At 63.5% G+C, this 15,645-nt stretch carries 10 protein-coding genes; 6 read left to right on the forward strand and 4 right to left on the reverse strand.

Annotation, left to right across the window (positions count from 1 at the left end):
* Window positions 1-175 precede the first annotated feature (175 nt).
* Window positions 176-1,090: a neutral zinc metallopeptidase gene (locus tag CO655_RS16605; RefSeq protein WP_097665513.1), complete on the reverse strand. Its 915-nt coding sequence runs from the start codon at window positions 1,088-1,090 to the stop codon at window positions 176-178.
* A gap of 234 nt (window positions 1,091-1,324) precedes the next feature.
* Between CO655_RS16605 and CO655_RS16610 the strand changes: the two genes are divergently transcribed.
* Together CO655_RS16610 and carB are read left to right on the forward strand one after the other, a co-directional pair.
* Entirely contained in the window at window positions 1,325-2,353 is a 1,029-nt protein-coding gene (locus tag CO655_RS16610; RefSeq protein WP_097665514.1) for a zinc-dependent alcohol dehydrogenase family protein, read from the forward strand.
* A 171-nt stretch (window positions 2,354-2,524) separates the two neighbouring features.
* Window positions 2,525-6,013, forward strand: a complete 3,489-nt coding sequence (gene carB / locus CO655_RS16615) for a carbamoyl-phosphate synthase large subunit (RefSeq protein WP_097665515.1) — start codon at window positions 2,525-2,527, stop codon at window positions 6,011-6,013.
* 113 nt (window positions 6,014-6,126) lie between these two features.
* Here the strand turns inward: carB and CO655_RS16620 are convergent, their stop codons facing one another.
* Both CO655_RS16620 and CO655_RS16625 read right to left on the reverse strand, forming a co-directional pair.
* Window positions 6,127-7,581, reverse strand: a complete 1,455-nt coding sequence (locus tag CO655_RS16620; protein WP_097665516.1) for a UdgX family uracil-DNA binding protein — start codon at window positions 7,579-7,581, stop codon at window positions 6,127-6,129.
* Window positions 7,581-8,813, reverse strand: a complete 1,233-nt coding sequence (locus tag CO655_RS16625) for a putative DNA modification/repair radical SAM protein (RefSeq protein WP_097665518.1) — start codon at window positions 8,811-8,813, stop codon at window positions 7,581-7,583. Before CO655_RS16625 ends, CO655_RS16620 begins: the two co-directional genes overlap by 1 nt.
* Window positions 8,814-9,065: 252 nt before the next feature.
* On the opposite strand from CO655_RS16625, the gene greA reads away from it, so the two are divergent.
* Window positions 9,066-9,542 carry a transcription elongation factor GreA gene (gene greA / locus CO655_RS16630; RefSeq protein ID WP_010028762.1) on the forward strand — a complete coding sequence of 159 codons (477 nt, stop codon included), beginning with the start codon at window positions 9,066-9,068 and terminating at the stop codon, window positions 9,540-9,542.
* 27 nt (window positions 9,543-9,569) lie between these two features.
* A complete protein-coding gene (locus tag CO655_RS16635; RefSeq protein WP_097665519.1) occupies window positions 9,570-10,628 on the forward strand; it encodes a glycosyltransferase family 4 protein in 1,059 nt (352 codons plus the stop codon).
* A gap of 232 nt (window positions 10,629-10,860) precedes the next feature.
* Here CO655_RS16635 and CO655_RS16640 read toward each other — a convergent pair whose 3' ends face one another.
* Window positions 10,861-12,195 carry a dicarboxylate/amino acid:cation symporter gene (locus tag CO655_RS16640; protein WP_010032264.1) on the reverse strand — a complete coding sequence of 445 codons (1,335 nt, stop codon included), beginning with the start codon at window positions 12,193-12,195 and terminating at the stop codon, window positions 10,861-10,863.
* A 224-nt stretch (window positions 12,196-12,419) separates the two neighbouring features.
* Between CO655_RS16640 and CO655_RS16645 the strand changes: the two genes are divergently transcribed.
* Both CO655_RS16645 and CO655_RS16650 read left to right on the forward strand, forming a co-directional pair.
* Entirely contained in the window at window positions 12,420-14,294 is a 1,875-nt protein-coding gene (locus CO655_RS16645; RefSeq protein WP_097665520.1) for an ATP-binding protein, read from the forward strand.
* Between the two features lie 4 nt (window positions 14,295-14,298).
* Window positions 14,299-15,645, forward strand: a complete 1,347-nt coding sequence (locus CO655_RS16650) for a sigma-54 dependent transcriptional regulator (protein WP_097665521.1) — start codon at window positions 14,299-14,301, stop codon at window positions 15,643-15,645.

Raw genomic sequence — 15,645 nt, forward strand, 5'->3', positions numbered from 1 at the left:
AAATGTGTGAATGCCATAGCCCCGAGGGGAGAAGAGGACAAGCCGCAAGCCTCCGTTCTCACCACAAACGCTTCTATTGGAATGCAACATCGCCACGAATCTCTTCTCCCCGGCGGGGAGAAGGTGCCGGCAGGCGGATGAGGGGGCGACGCTCGCAAACCTTGGCGAAGCAACCTCAAACCGGCCCCGAGAACGTATCGCAGGCCGACAATTGTCCGCTGTCGAAACCGCGCTTGAACCATCTGACGCGCTGTTGCGAGGTGCCGTGGTTGAAACTCTCGGGCACGACGTAACCCTGCGACCGTTTCTGCAGCGTATCGTCACCGATCTGCTGGGCGGCGTTCAGTGCTTCCTCCAGGTCGCCGGATTCCAGCAGGCCCTTCTGCTGGGTATATTTGCCCCAGATGCCGGCGAAGCAGTCGGCCTGCAGTTCGACGCGCACCGACATCTTGTTGGCGTCGTCCTCGCTCATGCGCTGCCGGGCCTCGTTGAACTTCGGCAGGATACCGAGCAGGTTCTGCACATGGTGGCCGACCTCGTGGGCGACGACATAGGCCTCGGCGAAATCGCCCGAAGCGCCGAACCGGTCGGAGAGTTCCTGGAAGAAATCCGTGTCGAGATAGACCTTGTGATCGCCTGGGCAATAGAATGGACCGGTCGCGGCAGAGGCAAAGCCGCAGGCCGATTGCGTTTGTCCCGAGAAGAGCACGAGGCGCGGCTCCTGGTAATTCTGCCCCTGTGCCTGGAAGATGCCGTTCCATGTATCCTCGGTCTCGGCGAGCACAGTGCGCATAAAGGCGGTCATCTCGTCATTGGCTGGCGTGCGTGCTCCTTCGGACTGGCTCTGCTCGTAGCCGGGCCCGCTGCTGCCGGTGTCGAGCACCTGCAGCAGGTCGATGCCCATCAGCTTGAAGATGAAATAGATGACGACGAGGAAGATGATTGTGCCGATGCTCAAGCCGCCGCCGGCGCGGCGAACGCCGCCGCCGGAAGGAAAGTTGAAGCCGCCGCCGCGGCCGAACCCGCCGCCGCCCGGATCGCCGCGGCGATCCTCGATATTGTCGGACTGACGCCGGCCTCTCCATTCCATCTTCGTTCTCCCCGAGATGCCCATGCTTCTTACTTCAGGAATCTATATATCCGTCGATGGCCGGAATTCCAGCGACTTCATCGGGCGACAAGCCAGCTCTTTTGGGGCATACGATCGTGGCGAGCGCGCAGCCGATCGGCACGCCGCTTCAGATAAAGAAGGCGCCCTAAGCGCTTGACGGGAGTCCCGCTTTGGCTCTTCCTGATCAGGAGAAGAATTCGGGAGGACAAGCCGATGAAGGCCGTACGCCTGGAAGCAACCGGAAAATTGCAGCTCTGCGAGATCGGCAAGCCCGTGCCGGGGCCGGGCGAATTGCTGGTCCGCATTGAGGCCTGCGGCATCTGCGGCACCGACCGTCATATCTTCCATGGCGAATTTCCTTCCAAGCCGCCGGTGACGCTCGGCCATGAATTTGCCGGCATCGTCGAGGCGGTCGGCAGCGGCGTGACCGATTTTCCCCCCGGCATGCGCGTGACGGGCGATCCGAACATCTCTTGCGGCGGCTGCGAGGAATGCCGGCGCGGCCGGGTCAATCTCTGCCGGAAGCTGCAGGCGATCGGCATCCACCGCGACGGCGGCTTTGCCGAATATGTCTGCATGCCTGAAAGCCAGGCTTTCGCTCTGCCGGCCGATCTCGATCCGCTCCACGGCGCCTTCTGCGAACCGCTGGCCTGCTGCATTCACGGCGTCGATCTCGCCGGGCTGAAAACCGGCGCGTCGGCCATCGTGCTCGGCGGCGGCGTCATCGGCCTGCTCACCCTACAGCTGGCACGGCTCGCCGGAGCGACCCGCATCGTGCTGGTGACGCGCAGCGCCGAAAAGCGGCGGCTGGCCGAAAGCCTCGGCGCGACCGCGACGGCCGATCCGGGGGACGGCGACATCATTGCCCGCATCATTGCCGAAGACGGACTGCTGCCCGGCGGCGCCGACGTCGTCTTCGAATGCGCCGGCGTGGCCGAGACCATGCAGCAGGCGCCCCGGCTTGCCCGGCGCGGCGGCACTGCCGTCATTTTGGGCGTCATGCCGCAGGGCGCAATGATCGAGGTCGAACCCTTCGATCTGCTGTTTCGCGAAGTTGCGCTGATTAGCTCCTTCGTCAACCCCTTCACCCATGGCCGCGCCGCCGATCTCATCGCCTCCGGCAGGGTCAGAGTCGAGCCGCTGATATCCAGGCGGATCGGGCTCGATGAGGCCCCGGAAGCGATCACCAATCCGGCGCGCGGCGGCGAAATCCGGGTGCTCGTCGTGCCGGACGGGAAATAGCTTTCACGCCATATCCGGATTCCTGTCGATTCCGCGATTTATGGGGTTCCGTTTGCAAATACATTTGCCTATAAGCCGCTTCTAGCCTGAAAAGACCCTCAATGCGCGACCCGACCCGGTGATCTCCCACCCTGGCCGGCTTTTTGCGCAGCCAGACAATGGATATCGCCCATGCCGAAGCGCCAAGACATCAAATCGATCCTCATCATCGGCGCGGGACCGATCGTCATTGGCCAGGCTTGCGAGTTCGATTATTCCGGCACCCAGGCCTGCAAGGCGCTGAAGGAGGAAGGCTACCGCGTCATCCTCGTCAACTCCAACCCGGCGACGATCATGACCGATCCGGGCCTGGCCGACGCCACTTACGTCGAGCCGATCACCCCCGAGGTCGTCGCCAAGATCATCGCCAAGGAGCGCCCGGATGCGCTGCTGCCGACCATGGGCGGCCAGACGGCGCTGAACACCGCGCTGTCGCTGAAGCGCATGGGCGTGCTCGACCGCTACAATGTCGAAATGATCGGCGCCAAACCCGCCGCCATCGACATGGCCGAGGACCGCGCGCTGTTCCGCGAGGCCATGGCCCGCATCGGCCTGGAAACGCCGCGCTCGATGCTGGCGAACGCCACCGACATCAAGGACCTCGATCGCAAGACCCACGAGGCCGAGCGCAGCAAGCTGCGCGAAAGCCTTTCCGGCTCCGACCTCGACAAGGGGCTGGACGAGCTGGAAAACCAGTGGAACCTCGGCGAGAGCGACCGCAAGCAGCGTTATTTGAACCACGCCATGGCGATCGCCGCCCAGGCGCTCGACCATGTCGGCCTGCCCGCCATCATCCGCCCCTCCTTCACGCTCGGCGGCACCGGCGGCGGCATTGCCTATAACCGCTCGGAATTCTTCGAGATCGTCGGCGGCGGCCTCGATGCGTCCCCGACGACGGAAGTCCTGATCGAAGAATCCGTACTCGGCTGGAAGGAGTATGAGATGGAGGTCGTCCGCGACAAGGCGGACAACTGCATCATCATCTGCTCGATCGAGAATATCGATCCGATGGGTGTCCATACCGGCGATTCGATCACCGTCGCTCCGGCGCTGACGCTGACCGACAAGGAATACCAGATCATGCGCAACGCCTCGATCGCGGTGCTGCGCGAGATCGGCGTCGAGACCGGCGGCTCGAACGTCCAGTTCGCCGTCAACCCGAAGGACGGCCGCCTCGTCGTCATCGAAATGAACCCGCGTGTGTCGCGCTCTTCGGCGCTGGCCTCCAAGGCCACCGGCTTCCCGATCGCCAAGGTCGCCGCCAAGCTCGCCATCGGTTACACGCTCGACGAACTCGAAAACGACATCACCGGCGGCGCCACGCCCGCCTCCTTCGAGCCGTCGATTGACTATGTCGTCACCAAGATCCCGCGTTTCGCCTTCGAGAAATTCCCTGGCGCCTCGCCGGTGCTGACCACCGCGATGAAGTCGGTCGGCGAAGTCATGGCGATCGGCCGCACCTTTGCCGAATCGCTGCAGAAGGCGCTGCGCGGCCTCGAAACCGGCCTGACCGGTCTCGACGAGATCGAGATCCCCGATTTCGAAGAAGGCGAATCCAGCCAGAACGCCATCCGCGCCGCCATCGGCACGCCGACACCGGACCGCCTGCGCATGGTTGCCCAGGCGCTGCGCCAGGGTCTCAGCATCGAAGAGGTGCACGAGGGCTGCAAGATCGACCCCTGGTTCATCGCCGAGCTCAAGAACATCGTCGACATGGAGGCCCGCATCCGCGAGCACGGCCTGCCCGGCGATGCCGACAATCTGCGCATGCTGAAGGCGATGGGCTTCTCCGACGCGCGTCTGGCGACCCTGACCGGCAAGCGCCCGAAGGAAGTCGCCGAACTGCGCAACGGCCTCAACGTCCGCCCTGTTTTCAAGCGCATCGACACCTGCGCGGCCGAATTCGCTTCGCCGACCGCCTACATGTACTCGACCTACGAGACGCCCTTCGTCGGCGCCGCCCGCTCGGAGGCTGAGGTTTCGGACCGTAAGAAGGTCGTCATCCTCGGCGGCGGCCCGAACCGCATCGGCCAGGGCATCGAGTTCGACTATTGCTGCTGCCATGCCGCCTTCGCGCTGAAGGACGCAGGCTATGAAGCGATCATGATCAACTGCAACCCGGAAACCGTCTCGACCGACTACGACACGTCCGACCGTCTCTATTTCGAGCCGCTGACGGCGGAAGACGTGATCGAGATCCTGCGCGCCGAGCAGGAAAAGGGCGAAGTCGTCGGCGTCATCGTCCAGTTCGGCGGCCAGACGCCGCTGAAGCTTGCCGAGGCGCTGGAGAAGAACGGCATCCCGATCCTCGGAACCGCGCCCGACATGATCGATCTCGCCGAAGACCGCGACCGCTTCCAGAAGCTTCTGATGAAGCTCGACCTCAACCAGCCGAACAACGGCATCGCCTATTCGGTTGAGCAGGCCCGCCTGGTCGCCGCCGAAATCGGCTTCCCGCTGGTCGTGCGCCCATCCTACGTGCTCGGCGGCCGCGCCATGCAGATCCTGCATTCGGAAGGCCAGCTGCAGACCTATCTGCTCGACACGGTTCCGGAACTGGTGCCCGAGGATATCAAGCAGCGTTATCCCAACGACAAGACCGGCCAGATCAACACCCTGCTCGGCAAGAACCCGCTGCTCTTCGACAGCTACCTCACCCACGCCATCGAAGTCGACGTCGACTGCCTCTCGGATGGCACCGATGTCTATGTCGCCGGCATCATGGAGCATATCGAGGAAGCCGGCATCCACTCCGGCGATAGCGCCTGTTCGCTGCCGCCGCGCTCGCTGCCCGTCGAACTGCTCGACGAGCTGGAGCGCCAGGCAAAGGCGATGGCCAAGGCGCTCAATGTCGGTGGCCTGATGAATGTCCAGTTCGCCATCAAGGACGGCACCGTCTACGTGCTCGAAGTCAACCCGCGCGCTTCGCGCACCGTGCCTTTCGTCGCCAAGACCATCGGCGCGCCGATCGCCAAGATCGCCGCCCGCGTCATGGCCGGCGAGAAGCTCGACGCGACCTTTGCCGCCTACGGCGAGAAGCCCGATCCGCGCAAGCTCACGCATATCGCCGTCAAGGAAGCCGTCTTCCCCTTCGCCCGCTTCCCCGGCGTCGACACGCTGCTTGGGCCCGAAATGCGCTCGACCGGTGAAGTCATCGGCCTCGACACCGATTTTGCGCTGGCCTTCGCCAAATCGCAGCTCGGCGCCGGCGTCGAACTGCCGCGTGACGGCACGGTCTTCGTCTCAGTGCGCGACGAGGACAAGCCGCGCGTGCTGCCGGCGATCCGCATTCTCGTCGAACAGGGCTTCAAGGTGCTGGCAACAGGCGGCACCGCCCGCTTCCTCGGCGAAAACGGCATCACCGCCACCAAGATCAACAAGGTTCTGGAAGGCCGTCCGCACATCGAGGATGCAATCCGCAACCGTCAGGTCCAGCTCGTCATCAACACCACCGACGGCAACAAGGCGATCTCGGACTCCAAGTCGCTGCGCCGCGCGACGCTGATGCAGAAGGTGCCCTATTACACCACGATGGCCGGCGCCGAAGCCGCCGCCCAGGCGATCAAGGCGCTGAAGGCCGGCAATCTGGAAGTGCGGCCGCTGCAGAGCTACTTCGCCTGAGATCAGAGCAATTCCAACAAAACCGCACCGCGGTTTTGCGTCCGGAATAGAGTATGAACTGGAACTGCGTCAGCGCTCCTTGAGCGCTGACGCAGAGTTCAACCAGAATCAACTTATGCGGCTGCCTTCATAAGTCGCTGAATTCTCATCATATCCTGACGAAAGCGCGCCATCTCCTCCGCCTTCAGCCGTTCGTCGGGGATGCGCAGCAGATAGGACGGATGCACCGTCACGAAGAGCGTGCGCCCTGCTTCGATCGCCATCGCCTTTCCTCTGACGTCCTGCAGGCGGCCTTTCACATCGGTCAGCGCCGCAAGTGCCGTCGCCCCCATGGCCACGATCAGCTTCGGCTTGACGAGCGACAATTCCAGATCGAGCCACCAGCGGCAATGCTTCACCTCGCCCATATTGGGCTTCTGGTGGATGCGCCGCTTGCCGCGCGGCTCGTATTTGAAATGCTTGACGGCATTGGTGACGTAGAGCGTCGATCGGTCGATGCCCGCCTCCGCAATCACCTGATCGAAAAGCCTGCCCGCAGGGCCGACAAAAGGGCGCCCTGCAATATCCTCCTGATCGCCCGGCTGCTCGCCGACGAACATCACCTCCGCATCGCGCGGCCCCTCCCCGAACACCGTCTGCGTCGCATTGGCGTGAAGCGGACAGCGCGTGCAGACGGCAGCCTCCGCGCGCAGTGCTTCCAGCGTGCCCGCCGGAAGCTCAGGCTTGGCGGGAACATTGCGCGCAGCCTGCTGCAGCCGGTCGTGAAAAGGCAGCGATTGTGTTGCCTCCCTTGCCGCCATCTCCCGCACCTTGCTTTCGGCCGATGCGATCAACCCGGGAATGAGATCGGCTTCCGGCAGGTTCTTCCAGTATTTCTTCGGCATCTCCGCCTGCATCGCCTTCAGCTTCAATCGCGCCGGATTGAAGATGCTGGCATAATAGGTGCGCCAGAGCTCATCGGTGGCATCGCTGAGATTGGGCTTCTCGCAAGGTTCGTCGCTGATCGTCAGCCGCTCGCCGTCCCAGGCGGCCGACCCCTTGGGCGTGGCGATCAGCCAGTCCATATCGGTGAATCGTCGTTGGAAGAAGGGCGCCGTCCGCCTGACGATATGGTGGTCCGGCTCGAACCAGGCGATGAATTTTCGCCGCCCCGCGGAAACCGCGCCAACCTCCTTGAAGCGGACGAAAGCCGTCATCTTGTGCGCGTCGCGATGCACGTTTTTCGCCATCAGCCTGGCACGCACGACATCCTCGTCGGAGGTCACCTCAAGCAGCTGCCGGTCCAGCTGCAGCCGCCAGAGCAGACGGTACAGCAGGCAAAACCGCGCCGGATCGGAATGGCAGAGCACCGTCTCGACAAGCTCGATGAAGGTGGGCGGCACCGTCATCGGCTTGCGTGATGCCGCCGGCGCCGGCGGCATGGCGTCGCGCTGAAAGGAAAGATCCGCCTCCGCGCTTCTTTCACGCCACTCGATCTCTTCAGGCACTATGCCGGCCGCCGCCAAGGCGCGTGCGGCATCACGCCATTCGGCAAGATCTCCGCGTCCTGCAAGCACGACCCGGCGCATCACAGCAACGACAATTGTTCAGGCTGCGGCTCGAACATGGCGCGAAGATCCGGCCTATCGATCAGCCGTCGCGGCGACCATCCTTCCGCCGAGATGAACGACTGGACCTTCTTGATCGAAACGCCGAGCCGCGAGAGATCGTCGAGCCGCAGGCGGCGAAAGCGGCGCGCCGAAACGATCGCCTTGACCGTCTTGGTGCCAAGGCCGGGCACGCGCAACAGCCGTTCACGCTCGGCCCTGTTGATATCGACGGGAAATTCGGCCCGGTTGGCAAGCGCCCAGGCAAGTTTGGGGTCGAGATTGAGATCGAGCATGCCGCCCGCCTGATTGGCGGTGATCTCGTCGATGCCGAAACCATAGAAGCGGTAGAGCCAGTCGGCCTGGTAGAGCCGGTGTTCGCGCATCAGCGGCGGCTTGATCAGCGGCAGGTTTTTCGACGAATCCGGGATCGGGCTGAAGGCGGAATAATAGACGCGCTTGAGGCCGTAGCTGCTGTAAAGCCGGCCGCTGGTCGCAAGGATGGTTGCATCACTCGCGCCGTCGGCGCCGACGATCATCTGCGTGCTCTGCCCGGCCGGGACGAAACGCTGGCGTTTCTTGCTTTTCAGCGTCGGCTCGCCGGCGGCTTCGATCTTCAGTCTCAGATCAGCCATCGATCTCCGGATACTGGCGGGCTTCTTTTCCGGCGCGAAGCGGCTGATGCCGTTATCCGTCGGCAGCTCGATATTGAGCGACAGCCGGTCGGCATAAAGCCCCGCCTCCTCGATCAGCCGCGGCGACGCCTCGGGGATCGATTTCAGGTGGATATAACCGCGGAAAGCATGCGTCACCCGCAGTTCGCGGACGATGCGGACCATCTCCTCCATCGTGTAATCGGACGAACGAATGATGCCGGAGGAAAGGAAGAGGCCTTCGATATAGTTGCGGCGGTAGAATTCCAGCGTCAGCCAGATCACCTCTTCGGGTGTAAAACGCGCCCGTTCGACATTGCTCGACGAGCGATTGACGCAATAGGCGCAGTCGTAGATGCAGAAATTGGTCAGCAGGATCTTCAAAAGCGAAATGCATCGACCATCCGGCGCATAGGCATGGCAGATGCCGGATCCCTCGGTCGAACCGAGCCCGCCGCTTGTGCTCGAATCGCGTTTCACCGTGCCGCTGGAGGCGCAGGAAGCGTCATATTTCGCGGCATCGGACAGGATGGCCAAGCGTTCGGCAAGCGACTTCTTCATGCTTATGTTCACTATATGTTCTAATATACAAAGTCAATCCGGCTCCATCCCGCCCCTGCCCGATTTTCTGGCGCATCACCTGATATCGCGGGGGTTGCGTTGCGTTTATGCGAATTTTCTGGAAATCGGCCTTGGCGATCTGCTATAAGCGCTTAACTAGGATTGTGGCACGGTTCCGAAGCTCCCCTTCGGGACCTGTTTTCTTTTGTGTTTGCGCCTGACGTGCCGATACAAGGAGTGAAGGACAGAAAAATGGTTGAAAAGGTACCGATGACACAGGGTGGTTTCGTCAAGCTGCAGGAAGAACTGCGCTGGCGTCAGCAGGAGGAGCGCCCCCGAATCATCGAGGCGATCGCCGAAGCCCGTGCCCATGGCGACCTTTCCGAAAACGCCGAATATCACGCTGCCAAGGAAGCCCAGAGCCACAATGAAGGCCGCATCAGCGAGCTGGAAGATCTGACGGCGCGCGCCGAGGTCATCGACCTCACGAAGATGTCGGGCCACAAGATCAAGTTCGGCGCCAAGGTGAAGCTCGTCGACGAGGACACCGAGGAAGAAAAGACCTACCAGATCGTCGGCGACCAGGAAGCCGACGTCAAGGCCGGCCGCATCTCCATCTCCTCCCCGATCGCCCGTGCGCTGATCGGCAAGGAAGTCGGCGATTCCATCGAGGTCAACGCGCCCGGCGGCTCCAAGGCCTACGAAATCCTCCAGGTTTCCTGGGGCTGATCGCCCGCCACAGACGAGACCCCTCCCTTGCCTGATATGCGTGACGTCGAGATCATCGCGCCCAATTTCAAGCGCCGGCTCTCCGGCGTCACGTCGACCATCGTCCAGCTCATCCCGTGCCAGCTCCGACTCGGCATCGGGATCGCAACCCTCGGCCCCGGCCTGCCGGAAGGCCTGCCGAAACTGAGATGGCTGCAACTTTTAAGCCTCTGGCGCCCGCCGGCGCGCCGGCGCCATCGCGTCTGGCACGCCCGCCGCAACAATGAGATGGCCGTCGGCATCCTGCTCCGCCATCTCCTGCGCATGCCGCTGAAGCTCATCTTCACCTCCGCCGCGCAACGCCGCCACACCGCCTACACGAAATGGCTGATCCGCCGCATGGACGCGGTGATTGCGACCAGCGACCGCTCCGGCTCCTTTCTCGAAGTGCCGCACACGGTCATCCAGCATGGGGTCGATCTGTCCTTGTTCCACCCGCCGGAAACGGCGGAAGACGGCATTGCCGCGACCGGTCTGCCCGGCCGCTATCTTGTCGGCTGTTTCGGTCGTGTGCGCCATCAGAAGGGCACCGATCTCTTCGTTCGGGCGATGATCGAACTCTTGCCGCAGCACCCCGAATGGACGGCCGTCGTCTCCGGCCGGGTGACGGCGGAGCACGTGGGCTTCGGCGACAAGCTCAAGGCCGATGTCGCCGCCGCAGGCCTTAGCGACCGCATTCTCTTCCTCGGCGAAGTGCCCGACATCAAAGTCTGGTATCGCCGCCTGACGCTCTATGTCGCCCCCTCCCGCAACGAGGGCTTCGGCCTGACACCGCTCGAAGCCATGGCTTCGCGGACGGCGGTGGTGGCATCGGATGCCGGCGCCTATGCCGAACTCATCGCCGAGGGCGAGACTGGCTCGGTCGTGGCCGCCGGCGACGGTGAGGCGCTGACGCGGGCAATCGCCCCCTATATCGCAGATCCCGCGCTGGCGATCGCGCATGGCGAGAATGCGCTGCGCCATGTCCGGGCGAATTTTGCGCTGGAGAAGGAAGCAACAGCGATCGGCGCCGTTTACGACCGCCTTCTCGGCGGCAATCGCGGCTAGCCGAAAGGAAACGGCCCGTTGGATAATCGGCCGCCGGGCCGCTGGAGAAGTCCGCCAACCCCTCCTCCGTCCGTCATGCTCGGGGCTTGTCCCGAGCATCTGCCGCCATTCGATAGGACAGCAGATGCTCGGCACAAGGCCGAGGATGACGACGAATAGAGAACGACATCATCAACAGCAAACGGCCCGCTGTAGAACGGGCCGCTGCAAGATTATCGACGATCGGGCCGGTTTATTCGGCCGGTTGCAGCCCGGCCGCCGGAGCCGTCTCTTCCGTCTGGCCGCCGAGCGCCGCGGCAAGCTGCGCGGTATCCAGCTCCTTTTCCCAGCGCGCCACAACGATCGTCGCAACCGCATTGCCGACGAGGTTGGTCAGCGCGCGGCATTCCGACATGAAGCGGTCGATGCCGAGGATGAGCGCCATGCCGGCGACCGGCACGGAGGGCACGACGGAGAGTGTCGCGGCAAGGGTGATGAAACCGGCGCCGGTGATGCCGGCGGCACCCTTCGAGCTCAGCATCGCCACCAGCAGCAGCAGGATCTGGTCGCCCCAGGAGAGCTGGATGCCGGTTGCCTGGGCGATGAAGAGGGCCGCCAGCGTCATATAGATGTTGGTGCCGTCGAGATTGAAGGAATAGCCGGTCGGGATGACGAGGCCGACGACCGAGCGCTTGCAGCCGGCCTTTTCCATCTTGTTCATGAGACCCGGAAGGGCTGCCTCCGAAGACGAGGTGCCGAGAACCAGCAGCAGCTCTTCCTTGATGTAGCGCAGCAGCGCCAGGATCGAGAAGCCGTTATAACGGGCGACGGCGCCGAGCACGACGAGAACGAAGAGCAGCGAGGTGATGTAGAAGGTGCCGATCAGCATGGCGAGGTTGGCGATCGAACCGATGCCATACTTGCCGATGGTGAAGGCCATGGCGCCGAAGGCACCGATCGGGGCGGCCTTCATCAGGATGCCGACGAGCTTGAAGATCGGAGCCGTCAGGGCGTTGAGGAAAGTCACGACCTGCTCGCCCTTTTCGCCGACCATGGCGAGCGCGATGCCGAAGAGCACCGAGAAGAACAGCACCTGCAGAATATCGCCGTCGGCAAAGGCGCCGACGATCGTCGTCGGGATGATATTGCTGAGGAAGCCGACGATGCTCTGCTCATGCGCCTTATCGGCAAAGGTGGCGACGGCCTTCGGGTCGAGCGATGCCGGATCGATGTTCATCCCGGCGCCCGGCTGGACGACGTTGGCGACGATCATGCCGATGACGAGCGCCAGCGTCGAGAAGGTCAGGAAGTACAGCATCGCCTTGCCGGCGACGCGGCCGACCTTCTTCAGGTCACTCATGCCGGCAATACCGGTGGCCACCGTCAGGAAGATGACCGGAGCGATCACCATCTTCACGAGCTTGATGAAGGCATCACCGAGCGGCTTCAGCTGGGTACCGAGTTCGGGATAGAAATGGCCGAGCAGGATGCCTGCGGCGATGGCCGCGAGAACCTGGACGTAGAGATGGGAATAGAAGGGCTTCCTGCCCTTGCTGTCTGCGACTGCATCGAGTGGTGCTGCGATCATGATGTCCTCCTAAAGGCTCGTCCGGAACGAACTCCGGCCTCCCGAGCCGTTCGCTTCAATCCAACAGCTCAGCCGTTGTTGCGCTCTTCTTCGCAATCGCCGTGCCAGTTTCGCGCCATCCACGTAAGCAATTGTTTTTATGTCAGAAAAAATTTCAGACGGGCCAACGGCCTGACTACCAATGCGAAAACCCACACAAATCCATTTGCGTCCCGTGCGGAAAAATGCACAAATCCGCCATGTCCTTGTCAGTCTCGCAAAGGCTTTGGCCCTCCCTGCCCTTGCACCACCGCATTCGCCGAATGTGGTGGGCCTATGCGGTGCTCGCCCTCTCGGCCGTCGCCGCAAGTCTCTTGGTGAGCGGCGAGGTTGGCCGGCGCCGGGCGGAAGCTGCCCTGGAGGAACAGGCCCGCACCGATGCGGGGATGAACGTGGCGCTGCTGCGCACGGTCCTCGAGAAATACCGGGCGCTGCCCTTCGTGCTGTCGCAAGATACCGCGCTCGCCGCCGCCCTGGCGGGACGCGACGCCGGCACGTTCGAGCAGTTGAGCCGGAAGCTTGAGACACTGGCCGCCGGTACGAAGGCTGCCGTCATCTATGTCATCGACAAGGACGGCATCGCGGTTTCGGCCAGCAACTGGCGCGAACCGACGAGCTTCGTCGGCAACGACTATCGCTTCCGCGAGTATTTTCAGGGCGCCGTCGCTCAAGGGCAGGCCGAGCATTTCGCCCTCGGCACCGTCAGTAAGAAGCCCGGTCTTTATATTTCCGAGCGGATATCAGGCAGCGACGGCCTGCTGGGCGTCGTCGTCGTCAAGGTGGAATTCGACGATGTCGAGGCGGATTGGCATGCCTCGGGCGCCCCGTCCTACGTCATCGACGATCGCGGCATCGTCCTCATCACCAGCATTCCCTCCTGGCGGTTCATGACGATCGGCCGCATCGCCGAGGATCGGTTGACCGCGATCCGCGACAGCCTTCAATTCGGCGACGCGCCGCTTCAGCCGCTGCCGCTCGATATCATCAGGCGCCTCGGCGACGGGCTCGATGTCGTCGAGATCGTCACGCCCGGCGGCGCCGGAAAGACCAGCTTTCTCAATGTCGGGATGCCGATCCCTGCGACCGGCTGGCATCTGCAGCATCTTGTTGCATCGGGGCCGTCGGTCGATGCGGCGGTCCGCGAAACACGCATGCTGGCGCTGCTCTTGCTTTTACCGCTCCTCGCCGGCGCAGCCTTCCTGTTGCGCCGCCGCCAGACGATCACGCTGAGGATTTTCAGGGAGCAGCAGGCGCGCGAGGAACTGGAACGGCGCGTGACCGAGCGGACTTTGGATCTCAGCCAGGCGCGCGATCGGCTGCAGGCCGAGATCGCCGGTCACCGCAGCACGGAACAGAAGCTGCAGGCGGTGCAGCAGGATCTGGTGCAGGCCAACCGGCTGGCGATCCTCGGCCAGGTTGCCGCCGGCGTCGCCCATGAGATCAACCAGCCGGTGGCGACCATCCGCGCCTATGCGGACAATGCCCGCACCCTCCTCGACCGCGGCCAGACGGCGCCCGCCGGTGAAAATCTCGAAAACATCGCCGCGCTGACGGAGCGCATAGGCTCGATCACCGAGGAACTGAAGACCTTCGCCCGCAAGGGCCGCGGCAGCGCCGAGCCGACAGGCTTGAAGGACGTCATCGAGGGGGCGGTGATGCTGTTGCGCAGCCGCTTTGCCGGCCGCATGGATACGCTCGACATCGACCTGCCGCCGGCCGAGCTGCAGGTCATGGGCAGCAGGATCCGCCTCGAGCAGGTGCTGATCAACCTGCTTCAGAACGCGCTGGAGGCCGTAGCGCCGAAGGCCGAAGAGGGGCGCGTCGAGGTCAGGACATCGGCCGATGCGGAGACGGTGACGCTGACGGTTGCCGACAACGGCCCTGGCATTTCGCCTGAAATCCGCAAAGGCCTGTTTACGCCGTTCAACACCTCTAAGGAAAAAGGTCTCGGCCTCGGGCTGGTCATCTCCAAGGATATCGTCGGCGATTACGGCGGCCGGATGGAGGTCGAGAGCGATGGCGAGGGAAGCCGGTTCATCGTTCATCTGAGGAAGGCTTGAGATCATGAACATGGCCATACCCGTTGCTTTGATCGACGATGACGGCGATCTGCGCCGCGCCACGGCCCAGACGCTGGAGCTCGCCGGCTTCTCCGTTTCCGCCTATGACGGCGCCAAAGCGGCGCTGGCCGACCTGCCGGCCGACTTTTCCGGCCCCGTCGTCACCGATATCCGCATGCCCGAGATCGACGGCCTACAGCTGTTCGCCACGCTTAAAGACATGGATGCCGACCTGCCCGTCATCCTGATGACCGGCCACGGCGATATCCCGATGGCCGTCCAGGCCATCCGGGACGGCGCCTATGATTTCATCGCCAAACCCTTCCCGGCCGATCGGCTCGTCCAGAGCGTGCGCCGCGCCAGCGAGAAACGGCGGCTCGTCCTGGAAAACCGCATGCTGCGCAAGGCGGCCGACGATGCGCAGGAGACTTTGCCGCTGATCGGCCAGACGCCGGTCATGGACAATCTCAGGAAGATCCTTCGCCATATCGCCGATACCGATGTCGACGTGCTGGTCGCCGGCGAAACCGGCAGCGGCAAGGAAGTGGTGGCCCAGATCCTGCATCAGTGGAGCCACCGACGGAAAGGCAACTTCGTGGCGCTGAACTGCGGGGCGCTGCCCGAAACCGTCATCGAAAGCGAGCTGTTCGGTCACGAGGCCGGCGCCTTTACCGGCGCCCAGAAGCGCCGCACCGGCCGCATCGAACATGCAAGCGGCGGCACGCTTTTCCTCGACGAGATCGAAAGCATGCCGGTCGCCACGCAGGTCAAGATGCTGCGGGTGCTGGAGATGCGCGAAATCACCCCGCTCGGCACCAACGAAGTGCGGCCGGTCGACCTGCGCGTCGTCGCAGCCGCCAAGATCGACCTCGGCGACCCCGAGGTGCGCGGCGATTTTCGCGAGGACCTCTATTACCGGCTGAATGTCGTGACGATTTCCATTCCGCCGCTGAGGGAACGTCGCGACGATATTCCGCTGCTGTTTTCCCACTTTACCGCCCGCGCCGCCGAGCGCTTCCGCCGCGATGTGCCGCCGCTTTCGGAGGCGGTTCGCCGCCACCTTGCCTCGCATCCATGGCCCGGCAACGTCCGCGAACTCTCCCATTATGCCGAACGCGTGGTGCTTGGCGTCGAAGGCGGCGGAGCGCCATCGCCTGCCCCGCAGCCGAGCGGCGGCACGCTGCCCGAGCGGCTGGAACGCTACGAGGCGGAAATCATCCGCGACGCGCTCGCGGCCAGTGACGGCGACGTGCGACGCACCATCGAGGCACTCGGCATTCCGAGGAAGACGTTTTACGACAAGCTGCAGCGCCACGGCATCAACCGCGGCGGTTATGCCTCGCGCAAATAG

Source organism: Rhizobium sp. M1 (assembly GCF_002531805.1).
In the GTDB taxonomy this organism is placed as follows: domain Bacteria; phylum Pseudomonadota; class Alphaproteobacteria; order Rhizobiales; family Rhizobiaceae; genus Rhizobium; species Rhizobium etli_C.